16 protein-coding genes and 3 rRNA genes are annotated in these 22,345 nt (G+C 36.6%); 15 read left to right on the top strand and 4 right to left on the bottom strand.

All coding sequences use genetic code 11. From position 1 onward, the window contains the following. Window position 1: 1 nt before the first annotated feature. On the bottom strand, window positions 2-880 hold the full coding sequence (locus tag ACGHJ8_RS08170) for an AraC family transcriptional regulator (protein WP_211964062.1): 879 nt from the start codon (window positions 878-880) through the stop codon (window positions 2-4). Window positions 881-1,028: 148 nt separating this feature from the next. On the opposite strand from ACGHJ8_RS08170, the gene ACGHJ8_RS08165 reads away from it, so the two are divergent. Genes ACGHJ8_RS08165 through ACGHJ8_RS08130 form a run of 8 tightly spaced genes read left to right on the top strand, consistent with a single transcriptional unit; the run spans window position 1,029 to window position 9,779 of the window. Beyond that, window positions 1,029-2,429: a carbohydrate ABC transporter substrate-binding protein gene (locus ACGHJ8_RS08165; RefSeq protein WP_211964070.1), complete on the top strand. Its 1,401-nt coding sequence runs from the start codon at window positions 1,029-1,031 to the stop codon at window positions 2,427-2,429. A gap of 60 nt (window positions 2,430-2,489) precedes the next feature. Further along, on the top strand, window positions 2,490-3,386 hold the full coding sequence (locus ACGHJ8_RS08160; protein WP_087357946.1) for a carbohydrate ABC transporter permease: 897 nt from the start codon (window positions 2,490-2,492) through the stop codon (window positions 3,384-3,386). A 10-nt stretch (window positions 3,387-3,396) separates the two neighbouring features. After that, window positions 3,397-4,269: a carbohydrate ABC transporter permease gene (locus tag ACGHJ8_RS08155; protein ID WP_087357947.1), complete on the top strand. Its 873-nt coding sequence runs from the start codon at window positions 3,397-3,399 to the stop codon at window positions 4,267-4,269. Window positions 4,270-4,281: 12 nt separating this feature from the next. Continuing rightward, a complete protein-coding gene (locus ACGHJ8_RS08150) occupies window positions 4,282-4,449 on the top strand; it encodes a DUF6903 family protein (RefSeq protein WP_164483538.1) in 168 nt (55 codons plus the stop codon). A 10-nt stretch (window positions 4,450-4,459) separates the two neighbouring features. Beyond that, on the top strand, window positions 4,460-5,590 hold the full coding sequence (locus ACGHJ8_RS08145; RefSeq protein ID WP_211964072.1) for an ABC transporter ATP-binding protein: 1,131 nt from the start codon (window positions 4,460-4,462) through the stop codon (window positions 5,588-5,590). Further along, the gene (gene gnpA, locus ACGHJ8_RS08140; protein ID WP_211964074.1) at window positions 5,587-7,740 is read left to right on the top strand and encodes a 1,3-beta-galactosyl-N-acetylhexosamine phosphorylase; all 2,154 of its coding nucleotides are present in this window, start codon (window positions 5,587-5,589) and stop codon (window positions 7,738-7,740) included. The genes ACGHJ8_RS08145 and gnpA overlap by 4 nt, the downstream gene beginning before the upstream one ends. Before the next feature lie 10 nt (window positions 7,741-7,750). Next, window positions 7,751-8,677: a sugar phosphate nucleotidyltransferase gene (locus ACGHJ8_RS08135; protein WP_390539758.1), complete on the top strand. Its 927-nt coding sequence runs from the start codon at window positions 7,751-7,753 to the stop codon at window positions 8,675-8,677. Then, window positions 8,670-9,779 (top strand): phosphotransferase enzyme family protein, encoded by a 1,110-nt coding sequence (locus ACGHJ8_RS08130; RefSeq protein ID WP_087357951.1) that lies wholly within the window; start codon window positions 8,670-8,672, stop codon window positions 9,777-9,779. The genes ACGHJ8_RS08135 and ACGHJ8_RS08130 overlap by 8 nt, the downstream gene beginning before the upstream one ends. Before the next feature lie 47 nt (window positions 9,780-9,826). Here ACGHJ8_RS08130 and ACGHJ8_RS08125 read toward each other — a convergent pair whose 3' ends face one another. Then, window positions 9,827-11,086: a replication-associated recombination protein A gene (locus tag ACGHJ8_RS08125; RefSeq protein ID WP_390539756.1), complete on the bottom strand. Its 1,260-nt coding sequence runs from the start codon at window positions 11,084-11,086 to the stop codon at window positions 9,827-9,829. Between the two features lie 74 nt (window positions 11,087-11,160). Here ACGHJ8_RS08125 and dtd point away from each other — a divergent pair, with 74 nt between their 5' ends. From dtd to rrf, 4 genes are all read left to right on the top strand, one after another. Further along, window positions 11,161-11,613, top strand: coding sequence for a D-aminoacyl-tRNA deacylase (gene dtd, locus ACGHJ8_RS08120; protein ID WP_211964082.1), 453 nt, complete (start codon window positions 11,161-11,163; stop codon window positions 11,611-11,613). 239 nt (window positions 11,614-11,852) lie between these two features. Beyond that, window positions 11,853-13,376: ribosomal RNA gene (locus ACGHJ8_RS08115) — 16S ribosomal RNA — on the top strand. Window positions 13,377-13,569: 193 nt separating this feature from the next. After that, window positions 13,570-16,455, top strand: a 23S ribosomal RNA gene (locus tag ACGHJ8_RS08110). Window positions 16,456-16,507: 52 nt separating this feature from the next. Beyond that, window positions 16,508-16,616, top strand: a 5S ribosomal RNA gene (gene rrf / locus ACGHJ8_RS08105). The 16S, 23S and 5S rRNA genes sit together here, the layout of an rRNA operon. A gap of 216 nt (window positions 16,617-16,832) precedes the next feature. Here the strand turns inward: rrf and nagB are convergent. Then, window positions 16,833-17,564, bottom strand: a complete 732-nt coding sequence (gene nagB / locus ACGHJ8_RS08100; RefSeq protein WP_087357590.1) for a glucosamine-6-phosphate deaminase — start codon at window positions 17,562-17,564, stop codon at window positions 16,833-16,835. A gap of 169 nt (window positions 17,565-17,733) precedes the next feature. On the opposite strand from nagB, the gene ptsP reads away from it, so the two are divergent. Beyond that, window positions 17,734-19,443 carry a phosphoenolpyruvate--protein phosphotransferase gene (ptsP, locus tag ACGHJ8_RS08095; RefSeq protein ID WP_211965370.1) on the top strand — a complete coding sequence of 570 codons (1,710 nt, stop codon included), beginning with the start codon at window positions 17,734-17,736 and terminating at the stop codon, window positions 19,441-19,443. Between the two features lie 47 nt (window positions 19,444-19,490). Here the strand turns inward: ptsP and ACGHJ8_RS08090 are convergent, their stop codons facing one another. After that, the gene (locus tag ACGHJ8_RS08090; RefSeq protein WP_205090763.1) at window positions 19,491-19,973 is read right to left on the bottom strand and encodes a GAF domain-containing protein; all 483 of its coding nucleotides are present in this window, start codon (window positions 19,971-19,973) and stop codon (window positions 19,491-19,493) included. 54 nt (window positions 19,974-20,027) lie between these two features. Here ACGHJ8_RS08090 and ACGHJ8_RS08085 point away from each other — a divergent pair, with 54 nt between their 5' ends. Then, on the top strand, window positions 20,028-21,254 hold the full coding sequence (locus ACGHJ8_RS08085; protein ID WP_390539753.1) for a deoxyguanosinetriphosphate triphosphohydrolase family protein: 1,227 nt from the start codon (window positions 20,028-20,030) through the stop codon (window positions 21,252-21,254). Window positions 21,255-21,313: 59 nt separating this feature from the next. Beyond that, complete coding sequence (metA, locus tag ACGHJ8_RS08080) at window positions 21,314-22,246, top strand: homoserine O-succinyltransferase (RefSeq protein ID WP_390539751.1); 933 nt, start codon at window positions 21,314-21,316, stop codon at window positions 22,244-22,246. The last annotated feature ends 99 nt before the right edge of the window (window positions 22,247-22,345 follow it).

The following is a 22,345-nucleotide window of genomic DNA, read 5'->3' as shown; positions in this document are numbered from 1 at the left end:
TTTATTTCACTTTTTCAATGATGAATTTTTCTTCAATATGTAAATGACTATCCTCATGAGTGCTATTTTGACGATATTGTAAAGGCGTCATACCTATAGTTTTTTTGAATATCTGTGAAAAATAGGACTGCGAAGAAAAACCAACAGCTTCTGATATTTCAGCTATAGAAAGGCTTGAGGTTTTAAGTAAAGATTGACATTCTTCAATACGTCTATCAATTAAATATTGAATAGGCGAAACATTCATATATTTCTTAAATTCATGAGCCATATAATATTTGTTCATTTTCATAGAGTGTGCCAGTGATTCTAAGGTTATATCATTGGCAAAATTTTGATCAATATAGTGACAAATCATTTGAATTTCTCGACGAATTGAAGATGTTTTTTGTTTGGATTGAAGTTGAATATTGATTTTGCGAATAATTTTCAAAATGACTAATTCCAGTAATTTTTGACATACGGTATCATAACCAATATCTTTATTTTTACTTTCAAAAAGAAGCTGAGAAAAATAATAAACAATGTCCTGATTATCTTTGTCAAAATTTTGATAAAGATAATCAAGAGGATGATCTATTTGAAAAAGTAAATCATTAACGCCTAAGACAACATATTCTAATGGTTCATCATCCTGTGAATTTTCATGGTGATAGACATTGGGGAAAACAACAATTAAATCATTCTTTTTGATTGGAAAAGATTCATTTTCAATTGTCAATTTTCCTTTGCCATTAAGAACAAAAAAGATTTCTGTAAATGGATGAAGATGTTTTAAGGATTTCCAGTCTTTTCCATATTTGGAATAAGAAACATACATTAATTGTGATTTATGATCGAAAAATTGATCATCTATAATATTAATACGCTGACTACTCATGGATAACCTCCCGTCATTTCTATTTTTATTATACATCTTTTTTATAAAATAACAAGATATCTAAAAAAATTAACAAGTTCACTATAGATAAAACGCTTACATTTAGATATATTGTTATTAGAAGATATCATGGAGGAGGAAATAGCATATGAAAATGAAAAAAATGTTATCTTTAGGGCTTTCATTATTAATGTGTGCAACATTAATGACGGGTTGCAGTGGCAATGATAATAGCACATCTGAAAGTGGAAGCAAAACTTTAAAAATCGCTGGATTAGATGGTGGTTATGGAACAAAAGGTTGGGAAGAAGTCATTAAAAAATTTGAGGAAAAAACGGGAGCAAAGGTAGAATATACTTTTGATAAGAAAATCAGTGATGTTCTAAGACCAAAAATGACTTCTGGAAAAGATGTTCCTGATGTTATTTATTTGACAGTAGGTGCTGTTGGTGGATTAACTGATACACTTATTAAAGAAAAACAAATTGCTGATATTTCAGCTTTATTGGATGAAACAATTCCAGGTGAAGATGTAAAAGTGAAAGATAAAGTTTTAACATCTTTCTTTGAAGGAGCAACTGCTGATCCTTATGGAGATGGAACTTTACGTTTAGCACCTTTAAATAATGCCCCTTGTGGTTTATTCTACAATGCTGGATTGTTTAAAGAAAAAGGTTGGGAAGTACCAACAGACTGGGATGGAATGTTTGAATTAGGAGAAAAAGCGAAAAAAGAAGGAATTTATTTATTTACTTATCCAACTGCTGGATACTTTGATGCTTTCTTTACTTCATTATTAAATGCCACTGCTGGACCAGAAGTTTATGCAAAATTAATTGCTTATGATACAGAAGCATGGAAACTTCCAGAAGTCAAAGAAGCATTTGAAATTGTTGGTAAATTAAAAGATTATACATTACCTACAACAGTAGCTAATGCTAATGGTGATAACTTTACAAAGAATCAACAAGCTGTTATTGATGGAGATGCATTATTTATTCCTAATGGAACTTGGTTACCAGGTGAAATGGCTGCAACAACACCTGAAGGTTTTGAATGGGGAATGATGGGTATTCCTGCTGCTAAAGCTGGTGGAGATTCTTATTCTACAAACTTTGTTGAACAAATGTATGTTCCTGAAAAAGCTGAAAACAAAGAATTGGCTTTACAGTTCTTAGCTTATTGTTATAGTGATGAAGCAGCTGATTTATTCTATAAATATGGTGCTTTAAATACTGAAGAAACAGAAAAAACAGGAAAAGATGTTTATAATGCAGGATATTTAATTCCTATTAAAGGTTCTGAAGATAAAGTAGCTGAAGCTGATCGTTTTATGTATACATTATCTGAAAAAGGTGTGAAAACAAACAGTGCTACTTTCATGGCTGCTGAAGCTGTCGAAGGTGTGACTTTAACAGGTGAAACAGGTATCTTATTTGGATCAGTAAATTCTGTTATGAATGGTGATAAAACAGTAGATCAATGGTATAATGAATCAGTTGATGCTGTTAGTAAAATTGCTGAAGCTAATGCTAAAGCAGATAAATAAATAACAAAGAAACATGAGGTAGGCGGTGGGAACACCGCCTCTTTTTATAGGAGGGATTGGATGAATAAGACAAAAGAGAAAAGACGTTTTGTGATTTTATGTCTTGCTCCAGCACTTATTTTATTTAGTGTTTTTATGATTTATCCTACTATTAATGTCTTTTTGATGTCGACTTTAAGGTGGGGAGGATTTTCTGATTTTAAGGAATTTGTAGGAATTCAAAATTTCTTGATTTTATTTGAAGATATGAATTTTATTCGTGCTTTTCAAAATACGATTTTTGTGATTGTGATTGTGACTGTCTTTACATTGGCATTAGCTATTTTATTTGCAGCGATATTAGTGCGTGAAAAAATTAAGGGACAAAATTTCTTTAGGGTTATTTTCTATATTCCTAATATATTATCAATAGTCGTTATTGGAGCTATTTTTAGTGCTATCTATGATCCATCAACAAATGGTTTATTAAATAGTTTTTTAAGCTTGTTTCATGAGGATGGATGGATAGGTGTTCAATTTTTAGGGAATCAGTCCATTGTCATGTATTCTATTGCTTTTGCATTGATATGGCAGGCTATTGGCTATTATATGGTTATGTATATGGCAAGTATGTCATCTATTCCTGCTCATTATTATGAAGCAGCTGAATTAGATGGATGTGGAAAAATCAAACAATTCTTTTCCATTACATTGCCATTAATTTGGACAAATATTCGTACAACATTAACGTTTTTTGTCATTAGTACAATTAATTTAAGCTTTTTGCTTGTTCAAGTCATGACAACTGGTGGACCTGATGGCGCAAGTCGTGTACTTTTATTCTACCTATACGATCAGGCTTATAATAATGCCAGTTATGGATATGGAATGGCAATTGGGGCTATCACATTTTTATTCTCATTTTTATTAAGTGCAGTGATTAATAAGATTACAGAGCGTGATGATTTAGAGTTCTAGGGAGGTTTATATGAAAAAAATAAGTGTTGAAAAATTATATAAGATTTTTGTTTATGTTGCTTTGATTTCCTTAGCTATTTCTATTATCATTCCTGTTGCCTGGGTTTTTGTATCATCTTTAAAAACAAATGCAGAATTTCAGGGAAGTCCATGGACGTTACCAATGAGTTTTTATTTTCAAAACTTTATTGATGCTTTTGAAAAAGCTAAAATGGCTGAATATTTATTAAATTCAGTAATAGTAACAGCATTAGCTTTGATTTTGCTTGTTGTAATTGCTTTACCTGCTTCTTATGTTTTGGCAAGATTTGATTTTAAGGGAAAGAAATTGATTAATACAATGTTTATGGCAGGGTTATTTATTAATGTGAATTATATTGTCGTTCCTATTTTCTTGATGTTGTTAGATTGGGATGATGTGTTTTATAGTTTGTTTGGACAAAGTTTCTTCTTGGATAATATTGTTGTTTTAGCTATTGTCTATGCTTCAACAGCTTTACCATTTACGATTTATCTTTTGAGTGGTTATTTTAAAACATTGCCTAAGGCTTATGAAGAAGCGGCTTATATTGATGGCTGTGGCTATTTTAAAACATTGCTTAAAGTCATGGCTCCAATGGCAAAACCAAGTATTATTACAGTGATATTATTTAATTTCCTTGCTTTCTGGAATGAGTATATCATCGCTTTAACATTGATGCCTGGAGCTTCAAAAACTTTACCTGTTGGATTGGTAACATTATCTAAAGGACAGATGGCAGCTGCTAATTATGGACAATTATATGCGGGGTTAGTTATTGTTATGTTACCTACACTCATTTTATATATACTTGTTCAAAAGAAGCTGACACAAGGTATGACACTTGGTGGTTTGAAAGATTAGGAGTGTGAAGGTATGAATCAAGTCACAAAAAATATCATTGCGATTATTGTGTTTATCGCTTCATTTGGTTTGGTCTGTTTTGGTCAAAGTCAAATTGGTTATGCCGGTTTAGCAATGGAACTGGTGGGATTGGCAGGGTTATTGATTCTGTTATATCTCTATAATAGAAAATATAAGTAGGAGGAATTGTATGGCAACGTTATCTTTAAAACATATAGATAAAATATATGATAATCAGGTACAAGCTGTTTTTGATTTTAATTTGGATATTGCTGATAAAGAATTTATTGTATTTGTAGGACCTTCAGGTTGTGGGAAGTCTACAACTTTAAGAATGATTGCAGGATTGGAAGATATCTCTGCAGGAGAATTGTATATTGATGGGCAGCTGATGAATGATGTTGCTCCTAAAAATCGTGATATTGCTATGGTTTTTCAATCATATGCACTATATCCCCATATGAGTGTCTATGATAATATTGCTTTTGGTTTGAAAATTGCTAAAGTACCTAAAGATGAAATTGATCGTCGTGTGCGTGCTGTTGCTAAAGCTATTGATATTGAAGATTATCTGGAACGTAAACCCAAAGCATTGTCTGGAGGACAAAGACAACGTGTTGCTTTAGGGAGAGCGATTGTCCGTGAGCCAAAGGTCTTTTTAATGGATGAACCTTTGAGTAATTTGGATGCTAAACTAAGAGTGCAGATGCGTGTCGAAATTTTAAAAATTTATCAACAGTTAGGAACAACTTTCATTTATGTTACCCATGATCAAACGGAAGCTATGACAATGGGAACAAGAATTGTCGTGATGAAAGATGGACGTATTCAACAGGTGGCTCCACCAACTTATCTTTATGAGCATCCTATTAATAAATTTGTGGCTGGTTTTATTGGAAGTCCACAAATGAACTTTAGAAATGGACAATTGGTTGAAGAAGATGGTAAGGTTGTTTTACAGCTTTCAGATATGACTTTACCAATTCCAGATGATAAAGCTCAAATTCTTAAGGATAAAAATTATCTTGGAAAAACAATCACGATGGGTATTCGTCCTGAAGATATTTCAACTCATCCGCATTACTTTATGTCCCATCCAGAATCTTCCTTCCAAAGTCAAGTGGATGTTGTAGAATTAATGGGAGCAGAAAGTTTTGTACACATGACAAAAGATGGACAACCATTTGTTGTCAAGGTACCAGGAAGTACGCCTTTACGTTCTGGTGATCAGGGATCATTTACTTATTTAATGAATAAAGCTCATTTCTTTGATGTAGATAATGAACAAAATATATTAGAAACTGGAGAAAATAAAGTATGAAAAATTATGGAAGATTAACGCTTCCGACAGATTTAGATGTTATTGATGAAACAATAGCGTTAAAAGAAAGTTTGGGAGCAGATGCAATTAGAGATTGTGATGGAACACAAATGCCTCAAGAATTATTGGATTTGGATGCGAAAGTATATGCAACTTATTATACAACACGAAAAGATAATGATTGGGCATTGGCTCATCCAGAAGAAATTCAACAGGAATATTTAATGACAGATCGTTATACAGCTAGAAATTCAACATTGACTATCACATTGATGAAAGGTTTTCATACTGAACAATTAAAGCCTAATTTTATTGATGATCCAAAACAGTGGTGGGAAGTTATTGATCGTACAACGGGTGAAATTGTTCCAGTAGATCAATGGGAATATGATGAAGAAAAGGGGACAGTAACGATTCAAACGATTCCTTATCATGTTTATACAGTGAGCTTTTTGGCGTTTTTAATCTGGGACCCTGTTCACATGTATAATTTTATTACAAACGATTGGAAAGATGCTCCTCATCAACTCACATATGATGTTCGTCAACCTCAAACTCAAGCTTATGTGAAGGAAAAATTAAAGAAATTCTGTGAAGCAAATCCACATGTCGATGTTATTCGTTTTACAACATTTTTCCATCAGTTTACATTAACTTTTGATGATCAAAAAAGAGAAAAATATGTGGAATGGTTTGGTTATAGTGCCAGTGTTTCTCCTTATATTTTAAGAAAATTTGAAAAATGGGCAGGATATAAATTTAGACCAGAATTTATTGTTGATCAAGGTTATCATAATTCTTTGTTTAGAGTTCCTTCAAAAGAATTCAAAGATTTTATTGAATTTCAACAACAGGAAGTTTGTCATTTAGCTAAGGAACTTGTAAATATTGTTCATAGTTATGGAAAGGAAGCTATGATGTTTTTAGGGGATCACTGGATTGGTACAGAACCTTATGGACCTTATTTTGAAACGATTGGTTTAGATGCTGTTGTCGGGTCAGTAGGTGATGGTGTGACAATGCGTATGATTTCAGATATTAAAGGCGTGAAATATACTGAAGGACGCTTACTTCCTTATTTCTTTCCTGATGTCTTTTGTAAAGGAGGAGATCCAATTGGTGAAGCCCATACAAACTGGTTAAAAGCACGTAGAGCTATTTTAAGAAGTCCACTTGATCGTATTGGATATGGTGGCTATTTGAAACTGGCTTTACAGTGGCCTGGTTTTATTGATACGATTCGTCATGTCATTGATGAATTTAGAAGTATTCATGATACAATTCAAGGAACAAAAGCCTATGTTTCACCGTTTAAAGTTGCTATTTTAAATTGCTGGGGTCAAAGTCGTCGATGGATGAATAATCAAGTTCATCATGCTATCTGGTATCGTGAAATTTATTCATATGTAGGTATTATTGAATGTTTGAGTGGTATGCCTATAGATGTCGATTTTATTAATTTTGAAGATGTTAAAAATGGTGTTTTAGATCAATATAAAGTCATCATAAATGCAGGAGCACAGTATACTTCGTGGTCAGGAGCTGAAAATTGGATTGATGAAGATGTTGTGACAAAAGTCAGACAATGGGTTGATCAAGGTGGTGGCTTTATTGGTGTTGGAGATCCAACAGCTTATCAATATCAAGGACAATTTTTCCAATTAAGTGATGTTCTTGGGGTTGACAAAGAAATAGGGTTTACTTTAAGTCATGATAAATATAATGAAGTGAATCCTGAGCATTTCTTATTAGAAGATATTGAAGATGAAATAGATTTTGGTGAAGGTATGAATGGAATCTATGCACATGGTGACAATTACCAGATTTTAAGTCAACATCATGGTTATGCACAACTTGTGGCGAATACTTATGGAAAAGGACGAAGTGTTTATCTGGCTGGATTACCTTATTCACCACAGAATTGCCGTTTGCTTCTAAGAACAATTTATTGGGCAGCCGGTAAAGAAAGTGAAATGAAAAAGTTTTATGTCAGCAATGTGAATACAGAAGTTGCTGCATTTGAAGAAGTCGGTAAAATTGCTGTTATAAATAATACAACAGAATCATTATCAACAGATTTATATATGCATGGGCAAAAAGTTCAAACACTCAATTTAAAACCAATGGAATTGCGCTGGGTTGAAATGTAGGAGGAAAAATATGGAAAAGCCAATACTTATCATTATGGCGGCTGGGATGGGAAGTCGCTATGGTGGTTTAAAACAAATTGATCCAATAGATCAAGAAGGACATATTATTATGGATTTCTCGCTTTTCGATGCTAGACGTGCAGGTTTTGAAACAGTTGTTTTTGTTATTAAAAAAGAGAACGAAGAAATCTTTAAAGAAGTGATTGGAAAACGTTTAGAAAATATCATGAATGTCCATTATGCATTTCAAGAACTCAATTGTCTGCCTGATGGTTACCATGTTCCTCAAGGACGTGTTAAACCTTGGGGAACGGCTCATGCGATTTATTGTTGTCAACAATGGATTCATGGTCCATTTGCTGTTATTAATGCTGATGATTATTATGGACCAGAGTCATTCCAAATGATTTATCATTATTTATCTACTCATCAAGATGATGATCTTTATCGTATGGCTATGGTAGGCTATCTCATTGAAAACACATTAACTGATAATGGCACTGTTGCTAGAGGTGTTTGTGAGATTGATGCACAGGGATATTTAAAAGATATTACTGAACGTACAAAAATTCAAGCAACACCGGAAGGTATTGTTTATCAAGACAATAATCAATGGTATCCTCTTGCTAAAGGAACAACAGTTTCTATGAACCTATGGGGATTTGGTCAGGGTGTAATGGATGAATTTATCAAAGGATTTCCTCACTTTTTAGATGAACATTTAAAATCAAATCCATTGAAATGTGAATATTTTATTCCAAGTGTTGTGAGTTCATTATTGCATCAAAAAAAGGCGACTGTAAAAGTTCTTAAAACATCTTCTCAATGGTATGGAGTTACATATAAAGAAGATAAACCATTAGTTGAAAAGGCTATTCAACAAATGAAAGAACAAGGTATTTATACAACACATTTATGGGGTGATATAGATGAATAATGAAAATTTATTGAAAGAGGTTATCAGTCAATTTGATTTTGTTGGAGAAGTGATTCAAATACGACCATATGGAAGTGGTCATATTAATGATACTTATCTTGTTGAATTTAAAATCAAACATATGGGAGTCGTTCCTATTATATTACAACGTATGAATACAAATATTTTTAAAAATCCTGTTCAGTTGATGGAAAATATTTTAAATGTCACAACATTTTTAAGAAAAAAGATTATTCAATATGGTGGGGATCCTGAACGAGAAACGCTCACAGTTATTTTGAATAAAAATGGAAAACCTTATTGTCAAGATAGTGAAGGTCATTATTGGCGAGGTTATCATTTCATTACTGGTGCAACCAGCTATGATGAAGTGAAAACAGATGAGGATTTTTATCAAAGCGGGTTGGCTTTTGGAAAATTCCAGAGTTTGTTAAGTGATTTTCCAGCACATACTCTATATGAAACGATTCCTGATTTTCATAATACAAGAGCACGTTTAGAAGTGTTTAAAAAAGCTGTTGAAGAAGACATTATAAATCGTGCTAAAGATGTTCAAAAAGAAATACAGTTTATTTTACAAAGAGAAGAATTAGCAAATAAACTTATTTCTATGCAGGAAAATCAAGAGCTTCCACTACGTGTTACACACAATGATACGAAATTAAACAATATTTTAATTGATGATAAAACACATCAGGGGTTATGTATTATTGATTTAGATACTGTTATGCCTGGACTGGCAGTTAATGATTTTGGAGATTCTATACGTTTTGGAGCAAGTACAGCTTTGGAAGATGAAAAAGATTTATCAAAAGTCCAGTGTGATATGCATTTATTTGAAGTTTATACAAAAGGATTTATTCAAGGATGTCAAGGACAACTCACTTTAGCTGAAATGCAAGCATTGCCTTTAGGTGCACTTGTTATGACATTTGAATGTGGTATGCGCTTTTTGACAGATTATCTTCAAGGAGATACTTATTTTAAAATACAATATTCAACACATAATCTTGATCGTTGTCGCACACAATTGAAATTAGTTGCTGATATGGAAAAGAAATGGAATGAAATGAATTATATTGTTGAAAAATATATTTCATAAAAAAGCATCGCTGATGAGAGAATAGAACTCTTTTATCAGTGATGCTTTTATTTTTTGTTGAGTTTTTTCATTTGATTTGTTCGACCATGTTTAAGAATACGGCGATAATTTTCGGCAAGCGCTTTTTCATAAGAACTTGTCATCCAAGGGATATAGAACTGCTCATTTTTAATAGGGTCAGGAAGATATTGGATATATTCCCAAAGTTCGGGACGATTATAATTATATCTTTCATCTTCTTCTAATCCTACGGGAGTGAGTCTAAGATATGCAGGAGCACAATAACAATGCTTTTTTAATGAATTTAAAGCAGCGTCGATAGCTGTTTCAGATGATTTGGATTTCGGTGATAAGCACAAATCAAGAATAGCACTGGCAATAGGAATACGTGCTTCAGGAAAGCCTATCACTTTTGCAGCTTGAAAAGCTATGACTGTTCGCATACAGGCCTGAGGGTTAGCCAGGCCAATATCTTCATAGGCAGTTGTAATGACACGACGTTCTAATGATTCTATATCATTAGCTTCAATGAGTTTTCCTAAATAGTACATGGCTCCATTAGGATCACTACCACGAATGGATTTTTGTAAACCACTCAATGTATCGTAGTATTGATCTTCATCTTTATCATATTGATTGTTGGCTTTGGGTAGTGCTTTTTTAACAATTTGTAATGTAATCATTGAATCCGGTGATAGAATTGTACATACTTCTAAACAATTATAAGCATAACGAATATCACCACCACTTAACTGTGCAATATACTCTAAGACACCTTCTTCAACTTGAAACTGCTGCTTGAGGCCATTTTTTGATACTAAAGCATTTTTTAATCCTTTGACAATGTCATTTTGATCAAGTGATTTGACTTCTACGATTTGGCAGCGTGAACGGATGGCTGGATTAATAGAATGATAAGGATTTGCAGTAGTACATCCAGCAATAATAATCAAACCATTTTCAATGTAAGGTAAAAAGTGATCTTGTTTGTCTTTATTAAGACGATGTATTTCGTCAATGATAACAAAGAGTTCTCCATACATTTTGGCTTCTTCAATGATAGTATCCATTTCTTTTTTATTACCAGTAGAAGCATTGAATAACCTGTATGGAATGTGAAGGTCGTTTGCTAGTGCTGAGGCTAAAGTGGTTTTTCCACAACCTGGAGGACCATAAAGAATAGTAGACATAGGGTGTTTCTTTTTTACGAATTGTGTAAATAAAGCGTGTTCGCCAATAATATGTTTTTGTCCTAAAACATCTTTTAGAGAAATAGGACGCATACGATGTGCTAATGTTGTTGCCATAAAATCTTTCCTTTTTATATAAATTTGTTATAATGATTATAACAAATTTAAAGATATATGGGTAGGTGAAAGTGATGAAAGTTGTTGTTCAAAGAGTGAAAGAAAGCTCAGTGACAATAGATGGAAAGGTGTATGGAAGTATTCAAAAAGGGTTTATGGTATTGGTTGGCTTTTGCGCAAGTGATACACAGGAGATAGTGGAAAAAATGGTTGACAAGATGATTGGTTTGCGTGTTTTTGAAGATGATAATGGAAAAATGAATTTATCTTTACAAGATGTTAATGGAAGTATTTTATCAATTTCACAATTCACACTTTATGCAGACTGTAAAAAGGGAAGGCGACCAAGTTTTATTCATGCAGCAAAACCAGATGTGGCTATTCCACTTTATGATTATTTTAATGAAACAATTCAAGCGCAGGGGATTCATTTAGAAATGGGTGTTTTTGGTGCTGATATGAAAGTATCACTTATAAATGATGGACCAGTAACCATTGTTTTAGATAGTCAAGAGATTTGTAAATAGATCTTCTGACTTTTTTTGTTCAAAAAAAATGCGATAAAATCAATAAAATTTATTTTTTTATTTAATTTTTTAAAAAAATATGAAAAAAATGCTTGCAAAGGGGAGGGATAGATGATATTATAGATGAGCACTCGAGAGAGGGCGACAGGAACATTGAAAACTGAACAGTAAACACGTCAATAAAGATAGGAAAAAAGAAAGAGTCAAGAAGACATGAAATTGTCTGAAGATAGAAAAGGACAATGGAGAGTTTGATCCTGGCTCAGGATGAACGCTGGCGGCGTGCCTAATACATGCAAGTCGGACGCAATGCTTCGGCATTGAGTGGCGAACGGGTGAGTAAGACATAAGCAACCTGCCCCTGTGAGGGGGATAACTGCTGGAAACGGCAGCTAAGACCGCATAGGCATAGAGGACGCATGTCGACTATGTTAAATATCCCACGGGATAGCACAGGGATGGGCTTATGACGCATTAGCCAGCTGGTGAGGTAACGGCTCACCAGGGCGACGATGCGTAGCCGGCCTGAGAGGGTGGACGGCCACACTGGGACTGAGACACGGCCCAGACTCCTACGGGAGGCAGCAGTAGGGAATTTTCGGCAATGGGCGAAAGCCTGACCGAGCAACGCCGCGTGAAGGAAGAAGTCATTCGTGATGTAAACTTCTGTTATGAAGGAAGAACGGCAGATGGAGGGAATGCCATGTGCGTGACGGTACTTCATGAGGAAGCCACGGCTAACTACGTGCCAGCAGCCGCGGTAATACGTAGGTGGCGAGCGTTATCCGGAATCATTGGGCGTAAAGAGGGAGCAGGCGGCAGTGCAGGTCTGCGGTGAAAGACCGGAGCTAAACTTCGGTAAGCCGTGGAAACCGCACAGCTAGAGAGCATCAGAGGATCGCGGAATTCCATGTGTAGCGGTGAAATGCGTAGATATATGGAGGAACACCAGTGGCGAAGGCGGCGGTCTGGGGTGCAGCTGACGCTCAGTCCCGAAAGCGTGGGGAGCAAATAGGATTAGATACCCTAGTAGTCCACGCCGTAAACGATGAGTGCTAAGTGTTGGGGGTCAGACCTCAGTGCTGGAGTTAACGCAATAAGCACTCCGCCTGAGTAGTACGTTCGCAAGAATGAAACTCAAAGGAATTGACGGGGGCCCGCACAAGCGGTGGAGCATGTGGTTTAATTCGAAGCAACGCGAAGAACCTTACCAGGTCTTGACATGGAGATAAAGGCCCTGGAGACAGGGAGATAGATATATCTCACACAGGTGGTGCATGGTTGTCGTCAGCTCGTGTCGTGAGATGTTGGGTTAAGTCCCGCAACGAGCGCAACCCCTGTTGCCAGTTGCCAGCATTAGGTTGGGGACTCTGGCGAGACTGCCTCTGCAAGGAGGAGGAAGGCGGGGATGACGTCAAATCATCATGCCCCTTATGACCTGGGCTACACACGTGCTACAATGGACGGATCAGAGGGAGGCGAAGCCGCGAGGTGGAGCGAAACCCAGAAACCCGTTCACAGTTCGGACTGCAGTCTGCAACTCGACTGCACGAAGCTGGAATCGCTAGTAATCGCGAATCAGCATGTCGCGGTGAATACGTTCTCGGGCCTTGTACACACCGCCCGTCACACCATGAGAGTTGGTAACACCCGAAGCCGGTGGCCCAACCGCAAGGAGGGAGCTGTCTAAGGTGGGACTGATGATTGGGGTGAAGTCGTAACAAGGTATCCCTACGGGAACGTGGGGATGGATCACCTCCTTTCTAGGGAGAAGAGAAGATGTGGATACTGTTTGGTTTTGAGTGTATCTGTAGAGATGCATTCAAGGCAGGAACATTGAAAACTGAACAGCAAACTTTCTACAAGAAAGCGAAGAAACGAAAGATGAAAGAGATCAGGAAGAAGGTCGAAATCATCTAGTTGCAAACTAAGAAAGCACGAAAAGAGAACACTTTAGGTTAAGCGAAGAAGAGCGTATGGCGGATGCCTGGCCACCAGGAGGCGAAGAAGGACGCAGCAAACGGCGAAACGCGACGGCGAGCAGTAAGCATGCAAGGACCCGTCGATGTCCGAATGGGGGAACCCGTCATCCATGAGGATGACATCGATGAAGAATCGAGGCGATACGCAGGGAACTGAAACATCTCAGTACCTGCAGGAAAGGAAAGTAAGAACGATTCCGTAAGTAGTGGCGAGCGAAAGCGGAGGAGCCCAAACCATCGTATGATGGGGTTATAGGGGTGCCGATAAAGCCTATCTGACATGACAGGAGAAGCGCAGGGGAAGGCGCAGCGAAGAGGGTGAAACTCCCGTATCCGAAGTCGTGGAGGAAGGCGAGGCAGGCCCTGAGTACGTCGGGACACGAGGAATCCTGACGGAAGGATCGAGGACCATCTCGAAAGGCTAAATACTCCCTGGTGAGCGATAGTGGACCAGTACCGTGAGGGAAAGGTGAAAAGAACCCCGGGAGGGGAGTGAAAGAGAACCTGAAACCATATGCTTACAAGAAGTCAGAGCCCGTTAATGGGTGATGGCGTGCCTTTTGTAGAATGAGCCGGCGAGTTATGATGTGGAGCGAGGTTAAGCAGGGGATGCGGAGCCGAAGCGAAAGCGAGTCTGAAGAGGGCGAAAGTTGCATGTCATAGACCCGAAACCGGGTGATCTAGCCATGATCAGGTTGAAGTCGGGGTAAGACCCGATGGAGGACCGAACCGACCCCCGTTGAAACGTTGGCGGATGAATTGTGGCTAGGGGTGAAATTCCAAACGAACCCGGAGATAGCTGGTTCTCCCCGAAATAGCTTTAGGGCTAGCGTCGTCAGGAAGTCGCATGAAGGTAGAGCACTGAATATGTGATGGCCTCATCTCGAGGTACTGAGCATAATCAAACTCCGAATGTCATGAAGACATGGACGGCAGTCAGACCATGGGTGATAAGGTCCATGGTCAAGAGGGAAACAGCCCAGACCATCAGCTAAGGTCCCCAAATACATGCTAAGTGGAAAAGGATGTGGAGATGTACAGACAACCAGGAGGTTGGCTCAGAAGCAGCCATCCTTGAAAGAGTGCGTAACAGCTCACTGGTCGAATGACTCTGCGCCGAAAATTTACCGGGGCTAAGCATGATACCGAAGCTATGGATTTACGATGTAAATGGTAGGGGAGCGTTCCAGACAGCGAAGAAGCGATACCGTAAGGAGTCGTGGAGCGTGTGGAAGAGAGAATGCCGGTGTGAGTAGCGGCACGTGGGTGAGAATCCCACGCACCGGAGACCCAAGGTTTCCAGAGGAAGGTTCGTCCGCTCTGGGTAAGTCGGGACCTAAGGCGAGGCCGAAAGGCGTAGTCGATGGACAACGGGTGGAGAATCCCGTACCGGAGTGCAGGCGAGGGAGTGACGGAGAAGGCTAGGACAACCAGCTGACGGAATAGCTGGAGCAAGCGAGGTAGGGGTCATCCAGGCAAATCCGGATGGCGCAACCCGAAGGCGTGAAGCGGATGGAACATTGCGATAAGTACAGAAGAGTCTGAAGCCAGCTTCCAAGAAAAGCTTCTAGCATAACTGCATTCTGCCCGTACCGAAAATGGACACACATGGGTAAGGAGAGAATCCTAAGGTGAGCGAGAGAACTATAGCTAAGGAACTCTGCAAAATGACTCCGTAACTTAGGGAGAAGGAGTGCTCAGTGGAAGCTGAGCCGCAGTGAAACGGCCCAAGCGACTGTTTACCAAAAACACAGCTCTCTGCGAAGACGCAAGTCGAAGTATAGGGGGTGACGCCTGCCCGGTGCTGGAAGGTTAAGGGGAGTGGTCAGCGAAAGCGAAGCCATGAACCGAAGCCCCAGTAAACGGCGGCCGTAACTATAACGGTCCTAAGGTAGCGAAATTCCTTGTCAGGTAAGTTCTGACCCGCACGAAAGGCGTAACGATTTGGGCGCTGTCTCGGCTGTAGACTCGGTGAAGTCTTAGTACCTGTGAAGATGCAGGTTACCCGCGACTAGACGGAAAGACCCCATGGAGCTTTACTGTAGCCTGATATTGGACTCTGATGCATGATGTACAGGATAGGTAGGAGGCTGAGATACGGATACGCCAGTATTCGAGGAGCCGACGTTGGGATACTACCCTTGATGCATTGGAGTTCTAACCGGGCCTCATGGAACTGAGGACGGGACAGTGTCAGGTGGGCAGTTTGACTGGGGCGGTCGCCTCCCAAAGAGTAACGGAGGCGCCCAAAGATACCCTCAGCATGGATGGAAACCATGCGCAGAGTGCAAAGGCAGAAGGGTGTTTGACTGCGAGACAGACGAGTCGAGCAGGGACGAAAGTCGGGCTTAGTGATCCGGCGGCACCGCATGGAAGGGCCGTCGCTCAACGGATAAAAGCTACCCTGGGGATAACAGGCTGATCTCCCCCAAGAGTTCACATCGACGGGGAGGTTTGGCACCTCGATGTCGGCTCATCGCATCCTGGAGCTGAAGTCGGTTCCAAGGGTTGGGCTGTTCGCCCATTAAAGCGGTACGCGAGCTGGGTTCAGAACGTCGTGAGACAGTTCGGTCCCTATCTGTCGTGGGCGCAGGAAGTTTGAGGAGAGCTGCCCTCAGTACGAGAGGACCGGGGTGGACGGACCGATGGTGCACCAGTTGTCACGCCAGTGGCACAGCTGGGTAGCCAAGTCCGGAAGGGATAAACGCTGAAGGCATCTAAGCGTGAAGCCCCCTCCAAGATGAGACTTCCCATTCTTCGGAAGGAAGGTCCCTCCAAGACGAGGAGGTAGATAGGTCATGGGTGCAAGCATGGCGACATGCTGAGCTGAATGATACTAATAGACCGAGAGCTTAGCCATAAGAAGTGGGAGGAAGGAAGCTGTTCAGTTTTGAGCGTTCGTGCTCAGATGATCTGGTGGCGAAGGCATGATGGACACACCTGTAACCATGCCGAACACAGAAGTTAAGCATCATAGCGGCGAAGATAGTGGGCAACTGCGACAATAGCACGCTGCCAGTTCACATGACGGTCCAGTCTTCTTCTGGTTCCGTCCTTTTTTTATTCTTTCATCATGATTTCCTTAAGATGGAGTTATTTAAAATCATTTCATTTTTCCTGGCATATTAGATATGCTTTTTTGATTCCCTGTGAATTTCTTTATTTCATAGGGAGTTTTTTTTATAAATATAAAAAATCTCACTCGTTATATGGAGTGAGATTTTTAAAATCATATGTTTATTTCTTTAATAGACTTGCAGCAGCTTCATCAACAATTAAAATACAATCTGGATGATCTTGTAATGCGCTTGCAGGTACATCTGTTGTTTTTGGACCTTCAACAGTAGCTTGGATAGCTTTAGCTTTTCCTTCTCCAGAAGCAATAAGTAATACTTTTTTGGCTTTCATGATATTTGCAATTCCCATACTTACTGCTTGAGTAGGTACATCTTCAATTTTACCATTAAAGAATAGACGTGCATTATCTTCAATTGTAGATTGTTTTAAATCAACTTTATGAGTCACTGAATCAAAAGGTGTTCCAGGTTCATTAAAACCAATATGCCCATTCGAACCGATACCTAATAATTGAATATCAATAGGATTATCTTCTAATAATTGATTATAAGCTTTACATTCTTCATCAATATCACCATTACCTTTTGGCACATGAACATTGTTCATATCAATATCTAATTCATTAAATAAGTTATGACACATAAAATAATGATAACTTTGAGGATGAGATTGGTCCAAACCAAAATATTCATCAAGATTAAATGACTTAATTGTTTTATAAGAAGTTCCATTTTTCTTATGATCTTCTCTCATCAATTCATAGAGTCTAATAGGTGTAGATCCCGTAGCTAAACCTAAATTGGCTGTTGGATTATTCTTAATAACATTCAACATAATTTCACAAGCTTTTTGGCTTGCTTCTTCATAATCTTTTACAATAATGACTTTCATTTTTGTCCCTCCTATAATATGTCTTTATTATATAACAAGCACTATGAAATGAAAAGGTAAATTTTCAAAATTTGAAAATTTAAAATTTACGAAATAAAGAAAGTTTAATCTTTATTTTATATGGAAAATAAGGTAAAATAAGTCTATATGGAGGTAGGTCAAAATGACAATGATTAAAGGAATTGCGGCATCTAATGGTATTGCAATTGCAAAAGCATACAAATTAGTTATGCCTGATTTGACAGTGACAAAAGAAACTGTTGAAGACGTTGAAAAAGAAATTAAAGCTTATGAAGATGCAATGGATTGTACGAGTAAGCAACTTGAAGCAATCAAAGAAGCTGCTTCAAAAAATTTATCTGCTGAAGAAGCTGCTGTATTTGATGCACATGCATTGGTTTTATCTGATCCTGAATTGAAAACTCAAGTAGAAGATAAGATTAGAAATGAAAAATGTAATGCTGCTGCAGCTTTAGAAGAAGTGGCTAATACTTTTGTGGCTATGTTTGAATCTATGGGGGACGAATACTTTAGAGAAAGAGCTGCTGATATTAAAGATGTATCTCGTCGTCTTTTAGCAAATCTTTTAGGTAAATCTTTGCCTAATCCAGCTTTGATTGATGAAGAAGTTGTGATTATTGCTGATGATTTAACACCTTCTGATACAGCTCAATTAAATAAAAATCTTGTAAGAGGATTTGCAACAAATATTGGTGGAAGAACTTCACATTCAGCAATTATGGCTAGAAGTTTAGAAATTCCTGCAGTAGTAGCTTGTAAAACAATCACTGATGAAGTTAAAGATGGTGATATGATTGCTCTTGATGGTATTGAAGGAGTTGTCATGATTAATCCTGATGAAGATACTATTAAAGAATATACTCAAAAACGTGATGATTATATCGCATATAGAGAAGAATTAAAGAAATTAGTGAATGAAAAAACTGTTTCAACTGATGGTCATCAAGTTGAATTGGTTGCTAATATCGGTTCACCAAAAGACCTTGAAGGTGTGAGAGAAAATGGTGGTGAAGGTGTAGGTTTATTTAGAACAGAATTCTTATATATGGAATCTGCTGAATTACCTACTGAAGAAAAACAATTTGAAGTTTATAAAGAAATCTTAGAAGGAATGGCTGGTAAACCAGTTGTTGTTAGAACACTTGACATTGGTGGAGATAAAGAAATTGAAGCTATTGATTTACCAAAAGAAATGAATCCTTTCTTAGGCGTTCGTGCAATTCGTTTATGTTTCCAAAGAGAAGATATCTTTAGAACACAATTGAGAGCATTATTAAGAGCATCAGTTTATGGTGATTTAAGAATTATGTTCCCAATGATTGCAACATTAGGAGAATTTAGAAAAGCTAAAGGTATCTTAATGGAAGAAAAAGAAAAATTAATTGCAGAAGGTGTTAAAGTATCTGATACATTACAGGTAGGTATTATGATTGAAATTCCTGCTGCTGCTGTATTGGCAGATCAATTTGCAAAAGAAGTGGACTTCTTCTCAATTGGAACAAATGATTTAATTCAATATACATTTGCTGCAGATAGAATGTCTTCTGGTGTATCTTACTTATATCAACCATTTAATCCATCTATTTTACGTTTGGTTAAACATGTTATTGAATCAGCACATAAAGAAGGTAAATGGGCTGGTATGTGTGGTGAAATGGCAGGAGAACCAATGGCTGCACCATTATTATTAGGTCTAGGATTAGATGAATTCTCTATGTCAGCAACATCTATTTTGGCTCAAAGAAAATTAATTAGAGGATTATCTCAAAAAGAAATGGCAGATTTAGCTAATCAGGCTATTAACTGTACAACAATGGAAGAAGTTGTTGCATTAGTAGAAAAAGTTGTTAAAAAATAATGAAAAAGACAATGCTTAATTTCATCATGAAATAAAAGCATTGTCTTTTATATTCTATGAACTTCTTTTTTAGGCATGACTTTTTCAAAAATTTCTTTTGCAATTATATCTACTATACTTTCTAAGAATTTCTGATCATAAGCTGTAAACCTATTAAAATAAGGAGAATCAATATCTAAAACTCCAACAAGTTCATGACGAACTATAATAGGAATTACAATCTCACTTTTACTGCGTTCATCACAGGCAATATGCCCACTGAATTGGTGAACATCACCGACACATACAGTTTGCTGTAGAAGGGCTGCTTTACCACATACACCTTGCCCTACGGGAATTCTCAAACAGGCAACCTTTCCTTGAAATGGACCTAAAACAAGTTCTTTGTCTTCTAATAGATAAAATCCTACCCAATTAATATTTGGAAGAATTTCATTTAAAAATGCAGAAATATTTGCCATATTAGCAACAACATTTTTTTCATCTTTTACTAATTCATGGGCTTGTTGTAAAAATAATTGTGTATCCATTGCTTTCACTCCTTTTTTGTTATAACATGAGTATAACATAGAGAGGTAACAAAAATGAAGGAAAAGAAATTTGACGAATATGGAATGTTTGAACAACATCCTGATTATCAAAAAGCAATCAAAAGATGTGCGAATATATATCAAAGAAGATATGATTTAAGAAGTGAATTTGCAAGAGATTATACAAGAATTATTTTTTCACAGGCTTATCGCCGATTAAAACATAAAACACAAGTTTTCTTTGCAGTTGAAGATGATCATGTCTGTACACGTAGCGAACATGTGAATCTGGTAGAATCTATTTCTTATACTATAGCACATCAATTAGGTTTAAATACTGAATTAACAAAAGCGATTGCTGTAGGACATGATTTAGGACATGCACCTTTTGGGCATGGTGGAGAAACTATTTTGACACAAATTGCACAGTCACATCAATTAGATAGATTCTGGCATGAAAAAAATAGCTTACATTTTGTTGATCACATTGAACTTTTAGAAGATAATCAGCATAATCAATATAATTTAAATTTGACTTATGCTGTAAGAGATGGAATCATTTCGCACTGTGGTGAAATGAATCAAAAATACATTCAAAAAAGAAAAGAATATATTGATTTAAACGCTTATCAGTATGCTGGAGAATATAATCCTTTTACCTATGAGGGTTGCGTTGTGAAAATGGCAGATAAAATTGCTTATCTCGCAAGAGATATCGAAGATGCCTTAAGACTTCATGTTTTAAAACAATCACAAATTGATGAATTAAGAGATCAATTAAATCAAATGGGAACTTATCAGTTTTATGCAATTAATAATGGTTCTGTTGTGAATTACTTTATTCATGATGTTGTTGAAAATTCATCGGTTGAAAAAGGAATAGGTTTATCACAGGAAGCATTTGATAAAATGAAAGTTATTATGAAGTTTAATTATCAAAACATTTATTTAATCAAAAGAGTTCAGATTCATGAAAAATATGTATCTTTAATATTAAATTCGCTTTTTGATTTTTTATATGATTATAAACAATATGATGATTTTATACAAAAATTAAAACAAGATCTTAATCAATATCCAAAGTTAATCGGTCATTATTTAACATGGTTAGAAAAATATGCATACATAAAACAATATCCAAGAAAAGAACAATACAAGAATCAAATTGTTTATGATTTTGAGAAAGATTTTCAAGCATTTGAAAAAAGTATTATAGATTATTTAGCAGGAATGAGTGATGCCTTTATTATTCAAGTCTTTAATGAATTGATTTCTTTTTAAAAGAATGTTCAAGTCTTTTGTAAAATATGTTACAATACTCATTGAAATGAGGGATAATTGTGCCAATTAAAATACCAGATAATTTACCAGCAGCAAAAATATTGAAAGAAGAAAATATTTTTATAATGAATGAAACACGTGCAACGACACAAAGAATTCGACCTTTAAAATTACTTATTTTAAATATTATGCCAACCAAGATTGTGACTGAAACACAATTATTAAGGCTTTTATCCAATACACCACTACAAATAGAAGTTGATTGGATTCATATGGCAAGTCATGATTCTAAAAATGTTTCTAAAGAACATCTTTTGGCTTTTTATAAAACATTTGATGATATCAAAGATAATAAATATGATGGTCTTATTATTACAGGGGCTCCTGTTGAAAAGTTGGATTTTCATGATGTTGATTATTGGGATGAACTCACAACATTATTAGAATGGTCAAAAACACATGTTTTTAGTTCCTTCTTTATTTGTTGGGCTGCACAGGCAGCATTATATTACTTTTATGGTGTTTCAAAATATTTATTATCACATAAGTTGACAGGCGTTTATTTACACCATACAAATGTTGAAAAGATGCAAAGAAAAATATTAAGAGGTTTTGATTACCAGTTTTATGCTCCGCATTCTCGTTATACAAGTGTTTCTAAAGAAGATATCGAAAAGATTGATGATTTGGATATTTTAGCTGAGTCAAAAGAAGCAGGGGTTTATATTGTTGCTTCTAAAGATGGTTCACGCTTCTTTGTAACTGGGCATCCTGAATATGATCCGGATACTTTAGACAAAGAGTATAAAAGAGATTTAGCTAATCCTGATATTATCAGTGAAATGCCTAAAAATTACTATTTGAATGATGATATTCATAATGAAATTCAAGTGAAATGGCGTTCTCACGCTTATTTAATATTTGCCAACTGGTTAAACTATTATGTTTATCAACAAACACCATATAATTTAGATGAATTAAAAGAAAGATGATATTTTATAACATTTCTTGGGAATTTTGTTGTAAAATTCATCTTTTTGTGTGAAATTATACGAAAATAGATTGAATTTCATATTTTCATATAATATAAT

The sequence above is a fragment of the Massiliimicrobium timonense genome (assembly GCF_042850985.1).
In the GTDB taxonomy this organism is placed as follows: Bacteria; Bacillota_I; Bacilli_A; order Erysipelotrichales; family Coprobacillaceae; genus Allocoprobacillus.
This window is presented reverse-complemented; position numbering and strand designations above follow the sequence as displayed.